This window comes from Entomomonas asaccharolytica (assembly GCF_016653615.1).
Lineage (GTDB): Bacteria > Pseudomonadota > Gammaproteobacteria > Pseudomonadales > Pseudomonadaceae > Entomomonas > Entomomonas asaccharolytica.
This window is the reverse complement of the sequence record NZ_CP067393.1, coordinates 1,239,112-1,255,964: the sequence shown is the minus strand read 5'-3', so window position 1 is coordinate 1,255,964 and position 16,853 is coordinate 1,239,112. Positions and strand designations below refer to the sequence as shown.

The 16,853-nt window shown below is 38.1% G+C and carries 16 protein-coding genes and 1 tRNA gene; 8 read left to right on the top strand and 9 right to left on the bottom strand.

All coding sequences use genetic code 11. The features are described from left to right. Positions 1-10 precede the first annotated feature (10 nt). Genes JHT90_RS05690 through eutR form a run of 7 tightly spaced genes read left to right on the top strand, consistent with a single transcriptional unit; the run spans position 11 to position 6,604 of the window. Positions 11-1,372 carry an ethanolamine ammonia-lyase subunit EutB gene (locus JHT90_RS05690; RefSeq protein WP_201095094.1) on the top strand — a complete coding sequence of 454 codons (1,362 nt, stop codon included), beginning with the start codon at positions 11-13 and terminating at the stop codon, positions 1,370-1,372. 15 nt (positions 1,373-1,387) lie between these two features. Next, positions 1,388-2,275, top strand: a complete 888-nt coding sequence (eutC, locus tag JHT90_RS05685) for an ethanolamine ammonia-lyase subunit EutC (protein WP_201095093.1) — start codon at positions 1,388-1,390, stop codon at positions 2,273-2,275. Positions 2,276-2,290: 15 nt separating this feature from the next. Further along, on the top strand, positions 2,291-2,947 hold the full coding sequence (gene eutL, locus JHT90_RS05680; RefSeq protein WP_201095091.1) for an ethanolamine utilization microcompartment protein EutL: 657 nt from the start codon (positions 2,291-2,293) through the stop codon (positions 2,945-2,947). Between the two features lie 13 nt (positions 2,948-2,960). Beyond that, positions 2,961-3,596 carry a BMC domain-containing protein gene (locus JHT90_RS05675; protein WP_201095089.1) on the top strand — a complete coding sequence of 212 codons (636 nt, stop codon included), beginning with the start codon at positions 2,961-2,963 and terminating at the stop codon, positions 3,594-3,596. Continuing rightward, positions 3,593-4,930 (top strand): 4Fe-4S dicluster domain-containing protein, encoded by a 1,338-nt coding sequence (locus JHT90_RS05670; protein WP_201095087.1) that lies wholly within the window; start codon positions 3,593-3,595, stop codon positions 4,928-4,930. The genes JHT90_RS05675 and JHT90_RS05670 overlap by 4 nt, the downstream gene beginning before the upstream one ends. A 3-nt stretch (positions 4,931-4,933) precedes the next feature. Next, on the top strand, positions 4,934-5,482 hold the full coding sequence (locus JHT90_RS05665; RefSeq protein WP_201095085.1) for a BMC domain-containing protein: 549 nt from the start codon (positions 4,934-4,936) through the stop codon (positions 5,480-5,482). Positions 5,483-5,518: 36 nt separating this feature from the next. Then, positions 5,519-6,604 carry an HTH-type transcriptional regulator EutR gene (gene eutR / locus JHT90_RS05660; RefSeq protein WP_201095083.1) on the top strand — a complete coding sequence of 362 codons (1,086 nt, stop codon included), beginning with the start codon at positions 5,519-5,521 and terminating at the stop codon, positions 6,602-6,604. A 96-nt stretch (positions 6,605-6,700) separates the two neighbouring features. On the opposite strand, the gene JHT90_RS05655 is transcribed toward eutR, so the two are convergent. From JHT90_RS05655 to JHT90_RS05640, 4 genes are all read right to left on the bottom strand, one after another. Continuing rightward, positions 6,701-6,776, bottom strand: a tRNA-Thr gene (locus JHT90_RS05655). 194 nt (positions 6,777-6,970) lie between these two features. Continuing rightward, positions 6,971-8,647, bottom strand: a complete 1,677-nt coding sequence (gene rpsA, locus JHT90_RS05650; RefSeq protein WP_201095081.1) for a 30S ribosomal protein S1 — start codon at positions 8,645-8,647, stop codon at positions 6,971-6,973. 123 nt (positions 8,648-8,770) lie between these two features. Further along, positions 8,771-9,463, bottom strand: coding sequence for a (d)CMP kinase (cmk, locus tag JHT90_RS05645; RefSeq protein WP_201095079.1), 693 nt, complete (start codon positions 9,461-9,463; stop codon positions 8,771-8,773). Between the two features lie 5 nt (positions 9,464-9,468). Further along, positions 9,469-11,706 carry a bifunctional prephenate dehydrogenase/3-phosphoshikimate 1-carboxyvinyltransferase gene (locus tag JHT90_RS05640; protein ID WP_201095076.1) on the bottom strand — a complete coding sequence of 746 codons (2,238 nt, stop codon included), beginning with the start codon at positions 11,704-11,706 and terminating at the stop codon, positions 9,469-9,471. Between the two features lie 314 nt (positions 11,707-12,020). On the opposite strand from JHT90_RS05640, the gene JHT90_RS05635 reads away from it, so the two are divergent. Further along, positions 12,021-12,494, top strand: a complete 474-nt coding sequence (locus JHT90_RS05635) for a MaoC family dehydratase (protein ID WP_201095074.1) — start codon at positions 12,021-12,023, stop codon at positions 12,492-12,494. A 59-nt stretch (positions 12,495-12,553) separates the two neighbouring features. Here the strand turns inward: JHT90_RS05635 and JHT90_RS05630 are convergent, their stop codons facing one another. From JHT90_RS05630 to JHT90_RS05610, 5 genes are all read right to left on the bottom strand, one after another. Beyond that, complete coding sequence (locus JHT90_RS05630) at positions 12,554-13,438, bottom strand: efflux RND transporter periplasmic adaptor subunit (RefSeq protein ID WP_201095072.1); 885 nt, start codon at positions 13,436-13,438, stop codon at positions 12,554-12,556. A 12-nt stretch (positions 13,439-13,450) separates the two neighbouring features. Continuing rightward, a complete protein-coding gene (locus tag JHT90_RS05625; RefSeq protein ID WP_201095071.1) occupies positions 13,451-13,660 on the bottom strand; it encodes a DUF1656 domain-containing protein in 210 nt (69 codons plus the stop codon). After that, positions 13,647-15,647, bottom strand: a complete 2,001-nt coding sequence (locus JHT90_RS05620) for an FUSC family protein (protein ID WP_201095070.1) — start codon at positions 15,645-15,647, stop codon at positions 13,647-13,649. Before JHT90_RS05620 ends, JHT90_RS05625 begins: the two co-directional genes overlap by 14 nt. A gap of 255 nt (positions 15,648-15,902) precedes the next feature. Continuing rightward, positions 15,903-16,112, bottom strand: coding sequence for a SlyX family protein (locus JHT90_RS05615; protein ID WP_201095069.1), 210 nt, complete (start codon positions 16,110-16,112; stop codon positions 15,903-15,905). 5 nt (positions 16,113-16,117) lie between these two features. After that, a complete protein-coding gene (locus tag JHT90_RS05610; protein WP_201095068.1) occupies positions 16,118-16,537 on the bottom strand; it encodes an HIT domain-containing protein in 420 nt (139 codons plus the stop codon). Positions 16,538-16,853 lie beyond the last annotated feature (316 nt).

The window sequence follows — 16,853 nt, the reverse complement described above, 5'->3', positions numbered from 1 at the left end:
AGTTTAATTAATGAAACTTAAAACCCAGCTTTTTGGTCAAAGCTATCAATTTAAAGATGTTAAAGAAGTTTTAGCAAAAGCTAATGAGCCTCGCTCTGGTGACGTTTTAGCAGGTGTTGCTGCTACTTCATCACAAGAACGCGTAGCGGCGAAGCAAGTGCTATCTGAAATGACTGTCGCAGATGTTCGTATGAACCCTGTGGTTCCCTATGAAGAAGACTGCGTTACACGTTTAATTCAAGATAGTGTTAATGAAACTTCCTATAACACCATCAAAAACTGGACTATTGGCGAGTTACGCGAATATATCCTTAGTGATGAAACAACCTGTGATGATATAGCTTACTTACGTAAAGGCTTAACATCTGAAGTAGTTGCTGCAGTCGCTAAAATATGTTCTAACGGTGACTTGATCTATGGTGGTAAGAAAATGCCTGTAGTTAAAAGAGCCAATAATACCATTGGTTTACCAGGTCATTTTAGTGGTCGTTTACAGCCCAATGATACACGTGACAATGTTAAGAGTATTGAAGCACAAATTTATGAAGGTTTATCTTACGGTGTAGGTGATGCTGTTATTGGTGTAAACCCTGTAACAGACGACGTTGAAAACTTACGTCGGGTATTAGATACCATCTATGAAGTCATTGATAAATTCAAAATCCCTACTCAAGGCTGTGTATTAGGTCACGTTACTACTCAAATGGAAGCCATCCGCAAAGGTGCACATGGCGGGTTAATCTTCCAAAGTATCTGTGGTAGTGAAAAAGGCTTAAAAGAATTTGGTATTAGCCTAGAAATGTTAGATGAAGCTCAAGCAGTAGGTAGAGAGTATAACCGTATTGCAGGTAGTAACTTCTTCTACTTTGAAACAGGACAAGGCTCAGCCCTTTCTGCCAATGCTCATTATGGTGCTGACCAAGTAACAATGGAAGCGCGCAACTACGGTTTAGCTCGTCACTATGATCCATTCCTTGTTAATACTGTGGTTGGCTTTATTGGCCCTGAGTATCTCTATGATGGCCGTCAAATTATGCGTGCTGGTTTAGAAGATCACTTTATGGGTAAATTAAGTGGTATTTCTATGGGTTGTGATACTTGTTATACCAACCATGCGAATGCTGACCAAAATGTTAACGAAACCTTAGCTATTTTATTAGCAGCAGCAGGCTGTAACTATATTATGGGTATGCCTTTGGGTGATGACATCATGCTCAATTACCAAACCTCTGCTTTCCATGATACAGCCATGGTTCGCCAGCTTCTTAATCTACGCCCTGCTCCAGAGTTTGAGCGTTGGTTAGAAAGTATGGGACTTATGAGTAACGGCCGCTTAACCAGTATTGCTGGCGATGCTTCTATATTCTTCTAAGAGGGGTGAAAAATCATGGATCAAAGACAAATTGATGCGCTTGTTCGCGAAGTGATGAGCAAGCTTGATATAAAAGGTAATAGTACATCTTTTACTACAACACAAAATGGTTCTCAAGCAACCAATACCAGTGCTGAAAGTTGTACCCTTGATTTAGGTTCTGAAGAAGCTAAACAATGGATTGGTGTACAACATCCACACAATCTTGAAGTATTACAATCACTTAAAAGTAATACTGCGGCACGTGTTGGCTCAGGTCGCGCTGGTGTTAGACCAAGAACAAACTCATTATTACGTTTCTTAGCTGACCACTCTCGTTCAAAAGATACTGTACTTAAAGAAGTACCAGCAGAATGGGTACAAAAACAAGGTTTACTAGAGCTACAATCTGAGGTTAGCGATAAAGATCAATACTTAACTCGCCCAGATATGGGACGTGTTTTAAGTGATGAGTCTGTTAAAACCTTACTTGAGAAATGTAAAAAGAACCCTCAAGTACAAGTAGTTATTTCAGATGGTTTATCAACAGATGCTATCCTTGCTAACTATGAAGAAATCTTACCACCTCTATTAGCAGGTTTACAAAGTGCTGGTTTAGATGTAGGTACTCCTTTCTTCGTTCGTTATGGTCGTGTAAAAATTGAAGACCAAATTGGCGAATTACTAGGTGCTAAAACGGTAGTGTTATTAGTAGGTGAAAGACCTGGTTTAGGCCAGTCTGAAAGTTTATCTTGCTACGCTGTTTATAGCCCAACGGTAGCGAATACTGTTGAAGCAGATAGAACCTGTATCTCCAATATTCACCGTGCAGGTACACCACCAGTAGAAGCAGCAGCAGTTATTGTTGATTTAGTTAAACGCATGCTAGATAAAAAAGCTTCTGGCATTGGCTTAACCCGTTAATAAGGAGGCAATATCATGCCTACATTAGACCTCATAAAACCCAGTGTTAAAGCGGTAAGATTAATCGCCTCTTTACAAAACGATTTTCGCAAAGAGCTAAAACTACCTGATAATATTCGTAGTTTAGGTTTAATAACAGCTGACTCTGATGACGTAACCTATATTGCTGCCGATGAAGCAACTAAACAAGCTCAAGTGCAAGTAGTATATGGCCGTTCCTTATACGCAGGTGCAGCACATGCACCATCACCAAGCTCTGGTGAAGTATTAATCATGTTGGGTGGCCCTAACCCAGCAGAAGTACGCGCTGGTTTAAACGCGATGATTGCTACCATTGAAGATGGCCCTGCTTTCCAATGGGCAAATGACCAAGAAGATACTGCTTTCTTAGCGCACGTAGTATCACGCACTGGTTCTTACCTTTCTGAAATGGCTAATATTCCATTAGGTGATCCAATTGCTTATTTGGTAGCTCCACCTTTAGAAGCTACTTATGGTATTGATGCAGCATTAAAAGCAGCTGAAGTGGATTTGGTTTGTTATGTTCCACCTCCCTCTGAAACCAACTATTCAGCTGCTTTTTTAAGAGGTAGTCAAGCTGCTTGTAAATCTGCCTGTGATGCATTTACTGAAGCTGTTTTGGAAATAGGTCGTAATCCTATCCAATCTTAGGTAAGGAGTAACTATGATAAACGCATTAGGACTGTTGGAGGTAAGTGGCCTAACCGCCAGCATTGAAGCTGCCGATGCAATGCTTAAGGCAGCTCAAGTGCGTCTAATCAGTCAAACCATAACCCCACCTGGGATGATTACTTTAGTGATTGAAGGTGATCTGGCTGCCTGTCGTGCCGCATTAGATGCAGGTTCAGCAGCAGCCAGTCGTTTAGGTCAAGTCATCGTACGTAAAGAGATAGGCCGCCCAGAAACAGATACTGAATGGTTTGTACTTAATTTTCAACAAGCACCAAAAGCTGACAAAGAACCTCAAGCGTCAACAGCTAAACCTATTGCGCCTGAAAAAGTAAAATCTGCTAAAGAAGTTGCAGTGGCTAACACCACACCAAAAGCAGCACCAGAAAAAGCTGCTAAACCAGTAGTTGCAACAACTACTCAAGTTAAAGTTACCAAACCTGATGAGATTAATGAAGTAACGCTTATTGAACTTATTGCCAAACATCCACAAGGCCGTAATTTAACTGATCTGATGAACCATTTTAATGTTTCTAAGGCAGAAATTACTGCATTATTAAAAAATTGTGTGGGTGAAGGTAAGTTACGTCGAAAAGGTAATCGTTACTATATCATTGAGGCTAAAAAATGATTACTGAAGTTGATGCAGCCACCATACGGCAACGTGTACAACAAGCGGGTATTGTTGGCGCAGGTGGTGCAGGTTTTCCTACCCACGTTAAATTAAATGCTGAAGCTGAAATTTATTTAGTAAATGGTGCTGAATGTGAACCTTTATTAAAAGTAGATCAGCAACTAGCTGCTAGGCAAGCCAATGATCTTGTTCGCGGCTTGCAATATGCTATGAAAGCTACAGGTGCTAAAGAAGGCATTATTGCTTTAAAAGCAAAATATCAAGAGGCTATTGAGCAACTTGAACCTTTACTACCTGCTAATATCCGTTTACATATATTAGAAGATATTTATCCTGCAGGTGATGAAGTTATCACTATTTGGCTTGCAACAGGCCGTAGAGTACCACCTGCTGCCCTTCCTTTATCAGTGGGTGTGGTAGTAAATAATGTACAGACCTTAATTAATGTTGCCTATGCAGTAGAGAATGAAACGCCTGTAACAGATCGTACCCTAACCGTCAACGGTATGGTTAAACAACCTATTACCGTAACCGTACCTCTAGGTACAACGCTAAAGCAAGTATTAGATTTAGCGGGTGGCCCTACTATAAGCAACCCTGCTTTTATCAATGGTGGCCCTATGATGGGTGCCTTAGTAGAATCATTAGACGAGCCAGTTACTAAAACAACAGGCGGTTTATTGGTATTACCAGATGATCATTTATTAATCCGTCGTCGTACGCAAAATATGCAAAGCGTGGTAGCAATGGCTAGAACAGTATGTGAACAATGTTGTTTATGTACCGAACTATGTCCACGTCATTTAATTGGTCATGAATTACCCCCCCATCTCATTGTACGTGCTGTTAACTATCAAAAAGCAGATGAAGCCTCTATTTTATTATCAGCACTGACCTGCTCAGAATGTGGAATTTGTGAAGCCTACGCTTGCCCTGTTGATATTTCGCCTATGCGTTTAAATCAAGCCTTAAAGAAACAATTCCGTGAACAAGGTGGACGCTATGAAGGCGAACTTCGCCCTGCAGATCCAATGGCACGCTATCGTTTACTGCCTATTAAACGCCTTATCACACGTTTAGATTTAGACAAAGTGAACCATAAAGCACCTTGGTTAGATACCAGTTGGCAGCCTATTAAAGTAACCTTACCTGTTAGACAACACATTGGTGCACCTGCAAAACCAATTGTTCAAGTAGGTGATAAAGTAACCAAAGGGCAATTATTAGCTGAAATGGCACAAGGGCAACTTGGTGTACCTCTCCATGCTAGTATCACAGGCTTTGTACAACAAATTGATGACCAAAATATTGTTATTGCTCAGGAGTCTTAATAAATGCATCATGCAATTGGGTTAGTAGAACTAAATAGCATTGCTAAAGGTATACAAGTGGCTGATGCAATGCTAAAAACAGCTGAGGTTACTTTACTCACTGCCAAAACCATCTGTCCAGGCAAATATATTGTCATGGTAGGTGGTGATGTAGCGGCTGTTAAGCAATCAGTAGAAGTAGGCGCTGAGGAAGGTGGTCATCTATTAGTTGATCAATTTATCTTACCTAATATTCACCATTCTGTATTACCTGCTATTAGCGGTGTAACACAAGTTGATTCACAACAAGCATTAGGTGTTGTAGAAACCTATAGTGTCGCTGCTTGTATTGAAGCGGCTGATAGTGCAGTAAAAGCCGCCAATGTAACATTGATTAGAATTCATATGGCCTTCGGTATTGGAGGAAAGTGTTACTTAGTGTTAACAGGTGATGTGGCTGACACAACTACTGCGGTCAACACTGCCAGTGCTAATGCAGGAGAAAAAGGCTTACTTGTATATAGTATGGTTGTGCCTAGACCCCATAGAGATTTATGGCAACAACTGCTATAGTATAGATAACGGTTCTTGTTATCTATGGTGGTTGTTATGAATCATAAAATCAGGGATATAGATTTACACCATTTAATCGTTGATCCTATCGACGAAAAGTCAGCTGTTGAGGAAAAAAATTTTACGCCCATTGTTGATTTACATAATGTCAATGTGCGTAAAACAGATGACGTTTATCAACATGCTTGTAATATCACTGCATGGCAGCAACTCTACGACCAATTAAAACCTGGCCAATTTATCGGACAGTTAGATGAGTGTTGGTTAGAAGGTGTACAATTCTTCAAAGAATACACTAGCTCCGCATTACGTCAATCATGTATGGTTTGGCCAAATGCTGTTTGGTTAGGTATTCCACCAGATACAGAAACCACAGAAGGTTATATTGGCTCGCAAGCGATTTCACAGCAAACAATTGCTATTCGAGAAGGTGGCAAAGAATTTGAACTAAATACTCCTGATGACTACACAATTATGGGCTTGGTGGTAGATCTAGAACTGTTAACGAAGCATATAAGCTGCCTCTATAAAGAACAACAAGACACTTTATTGCCACTTATGCGTAATACAACACTGCAAGTTAACGCCTTACAGAAACAATATATTTGTCATCTAATTCAACAAGCATTAATTGCAGGTGAACAACATCCAGAATTAACAACTAACCCTGCTACATTAAATACACTTCGACAAGATTTATTAGATAGCCTAGCAGGTTTATTACTCAACTCTCACCAAGTGGATAATAAACACTCTCGTACAAGAGAAAACTATCAAAAAATTGTTACCAAAGCCCGCGATTATGTATTAGGACATCCACAAGATGTTATTACTGTGGCTAATCTCTGCGAATATCTTCATGTGAGTCGACGTACACTACAAAATTGTTTCCATGCTATTTGGGGAATCAGCCCTAATATATACCTTAAAGCAATTCGGCTGAATGCTGTACGTAGAGAGTTAGAAAGCCGTTATTCGAAACATAAAACTGTACAAGATGCAGCTATGGCTTGGGGATTTTGGCATATGAGTCAGTTTGCAATAGACTATCACACATTATTTGGTGAACTACCATCCCAATCATTAGCTTCACGAGGCCATCTGCAAGCCTATTGGTTATAGCTTAAGCTTAAAAAGCTAAAATAAGGGTTAAACTAGCAATTCAAAGTAGCTTAAAATAAAAAAGCCTAGTTAAATCAATTAACTAGGCTTTATATATGGTGCCGGCACCAAGAGTCGAACTCGGGACCTACTGATTACAAGTCAGTTGCTCTACCGACTGAGCTATACCGGCTTTATGGGTTGTGCATTATAGAGGTTTTTTAATTTTTGTAAAGCTTTTTCTATTAAAAAACAGCAGATATTTATGAAAAAAAACAATTAACTTTTATTTGTGCTAAAAACATTATCGCTGTTGTACTAAAGTTACTTATAAGATAATAAAAAAGGGCGAATAAATCGCCCTTTTTTACTTAATTAGCCGATCAATTAGTTATTTTGATCTTCTAACTTTTGACGGAATAAGTCACCTAATGTAGTTGGTGCTGAATCGTCTTGTTTACGAAGTTCTTTAAGTGCATCTTTCTCTTCTTCAACATCTTTAGCTTTGATAGAAAGAGTGATTACACGAGATTTACGATCAACGTTAGTGATCTTCGCTTCAACTTCTTCACCTTCTTTCAACACTGTACGTGCATCTTCAACACGTTCACGAGAGATATCAGCAGCTTTTAGTTGACCTTCAACTTCTTCAGCTAAAGTGATAATTGCACCTTTAGCATCCACTTCTTTCACAGTACCTTTAACTACTGTACCTTTATCATGGGTTTCAGCATAATCAAGGAATGGATCAGCTTCAAGTTGTTTGATACCTAAAGAGATACGCTCACGTTCTGCATCAACAGATAAGATGATAGTTTCAATTTCATCACCTTTCTTGTAGTTACGAACAGCTTCTTCACCTGTTTCGTTCCAAGAGATGTCAGATAGGTGCACTAGACCATCGATACCACCTTCTAAACCAATGAAGATACCGAAATCAGTGATTGATTTGATATTACCAGTGATTTTGTCACCTTTGTTGTAACGAGTGGAGAAGTCTTCCCATGGATTAGTTCTAGTTTGTTTGATACCTAGAGAAATACGACGACGTTCTTCGTCAATTTCTAACACTTGAACTTCAACTTCGTCGCCCACTTGTACCACTTTAGATGGGTGAATATTTTTGTTAGTCCAATCCATTTCTGAAACGTGAACTAAGCCTTCCACACCCTCTTCTAACTCAGCAAAACAACCATAGTCGGTTAAGTTAGTAACACGTGCCATTGCACGAGTACCTTGTGGGTAACGCGCTTTGATTGCGATCCATGGATCTTCGCCTAATTGTTTTAAGCCTAAAGATACACGGTTACGATCACGATCAAATTTCAATACTTTAACATCGATTTCATCACCAACAGCAACTACTTCTGATGGGTGCTTGATGCGTTTCCAAGACATATCAGTGATATGTAATAAACCATCAACACCACCTAGATCAACGAATGCACCGTAGTCAGTTAAGTTCTTAACAGTACCCTTAACTTCTTGACCTTCTTGTAAGTTCTCTAATAATGCTTCACGCTCAGCGCTGTTTTCAGCTTCTAATACGCTACGACGAGAAACTACAACGTTATTACGTTTTTGATCTAACTTGATAACTTTAAACTCAAGCTCTTTACCTTCTAGGTGTAAAGTATCACGTACAGGACGTACGTCTACTAATGAACCTGGTAAGAAAGCACGAATACCATTTACATCAACTGTAAAGCCACCTTTAACTTTACCATTGATAAGGCCTTTAACCACTTCTTCGGCAGCGAATGCAGCTTCAAGGGTTTGCCAAGATTCAGCACGCTTAGCTTTTTCACGGGAAAGCTTGGTTTCACCCCAACCATCTTCAACAGCTTCTAACGCTACTTGAACGTCATCACCCACTTTAATGGTTACTTCACCTTGTTCATTTAAAAATTGCTCTAAAGGGATAAAACCTTCAGATTTTAATCCAGCATCTACGATAACCCAGTCACCGGCGATATCAACCACAGTCCCTGTTACAATAGAACCAGACTGCATTAATTGGATTTTTTGACTTTCTTCAAAAAGTTCTGCAAAGCTTTCGCTCATGTTCATACCTGTAGTTAAAGACGATAAATCGTCTAACCGTATTTCCAGCTTAAATACGGGTTAGTTAATAAAATACCAAAGAACTTTAGCTGGTTTCTTTGGTATGAAAAAATTACTTTTAAATTAATGAAAAATAGTGTGCTTCGATACTTCAGTTAAAATTTCCTGCAACACTTGTTCAATCGTTAGTGTGGTTGAGTCTATGGTAATAGCATCAGCAGCAGGTTTTAAAGGAGCAACTGACCTATTAGTATCACGCTCATCACGCTTTCTAATTTCATCAATAAGACTCCCCAATATAACATCTTCACCTGCTTTTTTCAACTGAATATGGCGTCTTCTAGCCCTTTCCTCAGCACTGGCAGTTAAAAAGAATTTCAAAGGAGCGTTAGGAAATACAATAGTTCCCATATCGCGACCATCAGCAACTAAGCCTGGCATTGTTAAAAATGCTCTTTGGCGTTGCAATAAAGCCTCTCTTACTTTTGGTAAAGCAGCTACTTTAGAAGCGCAATTACCTACAGATTCAGTACGAATCTTATCTGAAACATCTAGAGCTTCTAATAAAATACACTGTTTATCTTGGTTTGTATCAACCTTAAAAACAACATCTAAATCTTCTGCTAACTGAACTAATGCCGATTCATCATCTAAAGCAATCTGATGCTTTTCAGCGGCTGTTGCTAACACCCTATAAATAGCACCAGAATCTAACAAATTATAACCTAAGCGTTTAGCTAGCAATGTAGCTATGGTTCCTTTACCAGAACCACTAGGCCCATCGATGGTGATTAGTGGTATTTGCTCTACTGCCATCGGCTTTACTCCTGTTTTACATTAATACCACATTGCTGAGCCAACTCTAAGAAATTGGGAAAAGAGGTAGCTACATTTTCACAATCACGAATACGAACATCACCTTGCGCACGAATAGAGGCAACGACAAAAGACATTGCTATGCGGTGATCTTCATGACTCCACACTTCGCCTGAAGTTAGTTGCCCACCTTCAATAATAATGCCATCAGGTGTTGGCTCTGCTTTAATACCTAAAGTAATTAAACCATCAGCCATTACTTGGATACGATCAGATTCTTTTACTCTTAATTCAGCAGCCCCTGTTAATATCGTTGTACCCTCTGCACAAGCAGCAGCCACAAACAATACGGGAAACTCATCAATGGCTAAAGGAACTAGATCTTCAGGAATTTGAATACCTTTTAATTTTGCACTACGTACTCTGATATCAGCAACAGGCTCTCCACCCACTTCCCTTTCATTTTCAAGGGTAATATCTGCGCCCATTAGCTTCAAAATATCTAAAACACCAGTACGTGTTGGATTAACGCCTACATGGGTCAATGTTAAATCTGCCTGCTCAGCAATGGTTGCAGCTACTAAAAAGAACGCGGCGGAAGAAATATCAGCAGGTACATGGATATTGGTTGCTGTTAATTTACCTTCTGGTTTAATCGTCACCGTTGCACCATCAACTTGAACAGGATAGCCAAAGCCTTTTAGCATACGCTCAGTATGATCTCGGGTAGGAGCGGGCTCAGTAACAGATGTTTCTCCTGAAGCATACATACCCGCTAATAATAGGCATGATTTAACTTGTGCGCTCGCCATTGGCATATCATAGTGCATACCTGTTAAAAGATGTCCGCCCTCTATACTTAAGGGAGGTCTTCCCTCTGCACCTGTTTCAATAACAGCACCCATTTCTCTAAGCGGCTTTGCCACACGATTCATAGGGCGTTTCGATAAAGAAGTATCACCTGTTAATATCGAGTTAAAGGATTGCGCAGATAATAAACCTGCTAATAAACGCATTGAAGTACCTGAGTTGCCTAAATACATTGCTCCAGAAGGTGCTTTTAAACCTCGCATACCAACACCATGAATAACCACTCTGCCATTCTCTGGTCCTTCAATAATCACGCCCATATCACGGAAGGCTTGTAAAGTAGCCAGTGCATCTTCACCCTCTAAAAAGCCATCAACGGTGGTTACACCTTCCGCTAGAGAACCAAAAATAATAGAGCGATGTGAAATGGATTTGTCACCTGGAACTTGTAATTGACCTGATAATTGTTTAACGGGTTTAGCAATAAAAATTAAATCTGATTGTTGTTGAGATTTATTGTTCATATTCGCTCTTTCTTCTAAAATCTTATTGAAATGTCCACGGGCTGCTTTTGCTCGAGTAAATACATCTAATAATTGTGTACCGTTTTTTTCTTCAACAGCTTTATAGAGTTCATTTAGCTCTTGCATATAACTATCTAAAACAGCGAGTACTGCTTTTTTGTTTGCCAGAAAAATATCATGCCACATGATAGGATCACTACCCGCAATACGGGTGAAGTCACGAAAACCTCCTGCGGCATAACGGAAAATATCCAAGTTATCATGATTTTTTGCTAAACAATCTACTAGGCCATAGGCTAATAAATGGGGTAAATGACTAGTAGCTGCTAAAATTTCATCATGATGCTCAACTGACATCTGTTCAACATTAGCACCCAATGCCAGCCAAATATCTGTGACTAGCTGTAAAGCTGATAAACTGGTTTGCTCAGTAGGTGTCAAAATTACTTTATGGTTAATAAATAATTCACTATTCGCTGCTTCTATACCACTACGCTCAGAACCCGCAATAGGATGACCAGGAACAAATATCGGTAACTGATCTGGCATTGCTAAACGCACCGCATTAACTATATTTCCTTTAACACTCCCTACATCAGTAATAACTGCCTTGCCTAGATCAAGCTCAGCTAACTGTGGTAAAAGTTTTTCTAATGCTAGAATAGGAATAGCTAATACAATAAGGTCTGCATGTTGGCAAGCATCAACCAGTGATGTAGCTGAATAGTCAATTACCTGATTTTGTATAGCTATTTGGCAAGTAACAGTACTTGTATCAAAGCCTATTACTTGTTGACTAAGCCCTCGCTCCTTTATTGCTTTGGCAAAGGAGCCACCAATAAGACCTAACCCTATTACGGTAACTTTATCCAGTTTAGGGTAACTAAACTCTGTTGTTAATTCAGCCACAAAAAAACCTTACTTATTAATTCTTATTAATGAAAATCAATAAGAATATCATTATGCAAAACTAGTAAATTAGTATGATATAGCTATTAATAGAAAGTGAGTCATTAACTTAACTATTTTTTAGTTATGTAATATTAAATTATATCATTTCCAGCGACTGATATTAACTAATAGTTGTTTATTTCAAACTAATAAAACATTTAATAAAGCTCTCATATTGCTTAACCAAACCAAAACGAACAACAATTTTATTTAAACTAGTGCTTAATTTTAGTTAAAATGAATGATTTAATTGACATTACACTGAGTAAACCATGCCAAATATAATTCAAACTATTACTTATGATGCCATTGAGGTTGGACAAAAAGCTACTATCGAAAGAAATGTAGAAGAAAAAGACATATTATTATTTGCTGCAGCATCTGGAGATAACAACCCTGTTCATTTAAATGCAGAATATGCAGCTACTACTAACTTTAAAAAACCTATTGCACATGGAATGTTAAGTGCAGGATTTATCAGCGCAGCGATGGCTTGCCATCTACCAGGGCCTGGTTCAGTTTACTTAACACAAACCTTAGAATTTCTACGTCCTGTTCATGCAGGCGATACCTTACGAATTGAAATTGAAGTATTAGAAAAATTACCTAAAAATCAAGTACGTTTATCAACAAAGGTATTTAATCAACGTAATAAACGTATTGTAGTAGGTGATGCAACTGCTTTATTGCCAAATGAAAGTGTTGCAATAGAAATGGCTGAATTACCTAAAGTAGCTATTGGTTAATTTACTCTTGTCTTTAACAGTTTCTCCCATCCCTGCATTATGCGAGAAGCTGTATACTGTCACCATAAAATAAATAAATCAGCAAATCTTGGTTCCCCAATCCTTACACTTGCCGTCATACCTGCTGCTAAATGTATATCTTCAGGTATTTCGTCAAACTCTATACGCACGGGGATACGCTGAGCCAAACGAACCCAATTATAAGTAGGTTCTACATCTGCCAATAATTGTCCATCTGGTGTAGCATTACGATCCGTAATACCACTACTAATGCCTTCAACTCGTCCTTTTAATAACTTGCTACCACTCATCAAGCGTATAGCTACGGGCATTCCAGCTTTAACGCCTGGTAACTTGGTTTCTTCTAAATAGGCTTGTATATATAAAGAATCTTTCACCACAATAGCCATAGCGGCTTGGCCTTCTTTAATATAGTTACCCTGTACCAGTTGTAAGTTAGTAATTTGTCCAGAACGTGGCGCTTTAACAACACTCCTATCTAAATTAAGTTTGGCTAATTCAAGTTGTGCCAAAGACTGATCATACTCACCTTTAGCAATAGCTGCTTCTATTTGAGCATTTTCCAATAATTCAGCACTAATAGCTTGTGAACCAAGTATACGACGACGTTTCGCTTCATGTTGTTTCAAATACATTTGTTGTTTTTTCGTCTCAGCAATTGCTTTTGCCTGATCATAAGCGGCCTGATAACGATCTTTATCAATCGTCATCAATATATCACCTTCATTCACTTGCTGGTTATCTTTTACCTTAAGCTCTATTACCCAACCTGCCACATCAGGCGCAATAGTAACGATATCTGCTCTGACTCTAGCATCTCTTGTCCATGGTGACAGCATATAAAATCGCCATAATAAAATGGCTGCAATAATAGCAAGCACTACTACAAATAAAGTCACGCCTACACGTATAACTGAACGCACACTTACCTCACCCTAAAAAAAGACGCCAACAATTAATGTTAATATACAAAAAATCAATAAATATAATGCACAAATAAACAACATTTCATGCCATATCCATTGTGGTAATGAGGTTTTTTGAATAAGCATTAAAACACCTTTAGTAATAGGTAATGCTAATATTGCAAAAACTAGCAGTGGACTAACATAAATACCACCAATAGCTACTTCATGCAGCCCCATAACTTTCTTCCTTCTGTGTAGATTGTTCTTGACTCCAAGCAGACCAAATTTGCTGTAACTGCTTAACAGATGACAATGCTAATAATGAATTAGTATCTACTTCTTTTTTTCTAATAGCTGATTTAAACTTTTCACTCGCTTCATCTAACAGTAGTGTATTAATACTATCAGGCTCTTTCTCAAATACTTTCACTAACACCTCTAAATAATCAGCTAAATCGGTACTTAACACTTTTTGCCCTATTAAACTACTACGTAGATTAAGTATTTCATCCCCTATATCCATTACATGCAACGCATCATTCCAACGCTCTTCAGCGTTTGCTGCCATTATTTCTCGATGGCGTGCTAATAAAATCAAACGATCTGCCATACGTCCACCAAACCAGGTTTCTGCACCACCCACTGAACTTTGTGTCAACTTCCTTAAATCCTTTAGCATGGCGCTTAACATATATCGCCCCTGCCAATAAGGTGTATTTATTTTAATCAAATGAAATGCCAACATCGCTGCTATAATACCTATTGGCATAGCTAAACCCTGATTGATAAACATTTCTGTGGACTGAAAGCCATGATTAGCAGGCCGACATAACATTACAATATTAATAGAAAATATAGTACAAGTACCAGCAATCTCAGGTTTTACAAGGCCAAGCGAGCTAAAAAATAAGGGCACACCAATAGCTAACCATAATAATGGAAAACCACTCCATGAAGGAATTATAAGCTGAGACACGACAAAAGCCACAACTACCGCGTAGCCAATACCACGCAAAAATCCCATACTTATCTGAGCGGCATTTTCTCTATTAGCAAATAAGCTACAGGTTACCGCTACCATCATCAACGCGCCACTTGCTTCATTGATGGGCCATCCCCACAGCATCCAAAAGGCAGCCAACACAAAAAAAGCTAAGCCTGTTCGCAATCCAAAGAACAACCCCAATGAATAATCTCTATGTATTGATAAATAAGTAGCTTTCGCCCTTCTGTGTAATTTACCACTACGTACCGAGGCTAAATCCAAACCAGCTGCAATCGCATGACGAATAACCATTTCTAATCGTGCTAAAATATCTTTCTGTTCCATTTCTTTATTAACTCGACCAGCTTCATAAAGGCTTTTAGCTAATTGAGTTAAAGATTTATGGGTAGGTATAGTTAGTTTCTCAATACAGTCATCAAGCCATGGTTGTAGTTGCTCAACACTGTCTCTCGATAAAAACTTCCATTGTCTTGCTACTCCTCTTGCAGCCCTTAATAACGCCAAAATATCATGGCTCATATCTTGGATGGCTTTTGCCCTATTCTTACCATCGCTGCCCTCAAACAGTGCATGTTCACGCTGTGCATCCACAGCTACAATTTTAGCAAGGCTATTCAATAAGCTTTCGTTAACATTTTCTCCTTTTAATGCCGAACAAGCGGATAGCATACCTGCCTTCCAAGTATTAGATGCCTCAGTTACTAAGCCATGATGAACACGAACTGGCCATAAAATAGCAAACACTACAGAAGTACATATAATCCCTAAACAAATTTCTGTACATCTTGCAATAGCATAATCAAAAATAGAAAGTGGCTTAAAGACATCAGGTAACACAATAATAGCGGTGGTATAACCTGCCAATACAAATGAATAAGACCAAATACTACGAATCACTGTAGAGGCTGCAGTACAAATAGTTAAACCAACAGCCATAGCAATAATAAATAACCAAGGTGTTTGGCTAAATAGTGCTGTCATTAATAATGCCACTATGGTTCCCATAATAGTGCCTACTAATCGAGCCAACCCCTTACTTACCACCATCCCTGAATGTGGTTGAGCTACAATGACAGCAGTTGCAGCCGCCCATTGTGGCTGACTTAAATCTACGCAAAACGCGAAGAATAATGCTGAACCTGCTGCAATAGACACTTTAATAGCAAATTTTACAGCATCTAAACTCGGGCAAATAAAGGGTTGTAATAAAGCATTCATAAATGTGCTAAACTTCCCTTATTAAAAGAAATATCACTTAATTTATAACCTAATTTTAACAAACACGTAAATCACTGACTAATTGCTTAAGTAAAGTAATTAGCTTCTTTTCCATAACAAAGTTACTAGAGATAAGAAAAAGAGAAATATCTGAGAAATTTATTATTTCTCTTCAAACTTATTTTTCAGATTTTTAGGATTCTGTTCACTAACAGAAAGTTAAAAAGGTAATAAGTTCCCTACATAATACAATTTTTAGTAATGAGGTGGTGGTATACTATCCTCGATCTCACGCCACTGCTCTAATAACTCATTATGCCCTTTTATCAATAACTGTACCTTTCTTTCTAAAAGGTCTATTAACTGTTGTTGTTTTACAATGGTAATATTTAGTGCTTGAATAGTGTCATCTTGGAAAGCCTGTCGACTTTCCAAGTCAGTTATACGTGCCTCTAATTCAGTCATATTAATCACTTAAATGAAAACGTAACAGGCATTACTTCTTGCAACTGCTTCTTAATGGCCTCTATTTCAGTTTCTTCATAAGGTTTTGCAGGTAGTTTATCCCATACAGGTTGAGGCCAAGCAACATCATTTTTATAACGTGCTATGACATGGATATGTAATTGGCTAACAATGTTACCTAATGCACCAATATTGATCTTATCAGCCTTAAAAACATCTTTTACTAACTCACTAAAAGCAGTTACTTCTGCCCATAACTGATGTTGCTCATCAGGCAACAAATCAAATACTTCCATCGTATCATTGCGTCTTGGAACTAAAATAAACCATGGATATTTTTTATCATTCTTCAACAATAACTGGCAAAGCGGAAAATTACCAATTGCAATACAATCCTTATTTAAATACTCATCTAATATAAACATATTAATTCCTATTATAAAAAACCGTATGTCACTTAGTTTACGCTATGTTAACAATTTTACTTAAAACATTTTAAAAAATTCTAACATAAATCACGTAGAGATGATTTTCTGTTCACACAAATCTAAAAAACATAATCACTATAGATAAATAAATTATCAGTTTTTATAACAAACAAACACATAAGGCACACTAATTGCATTAAATCATAAAATCTTTAATTACCGATTTTACAACGCTGTGTTTAATGCTATAGTTTTTAACGGATGAGGAAATATGAATATTTTTTCAAATTTAACAAAAAGTGTTTACTTAATT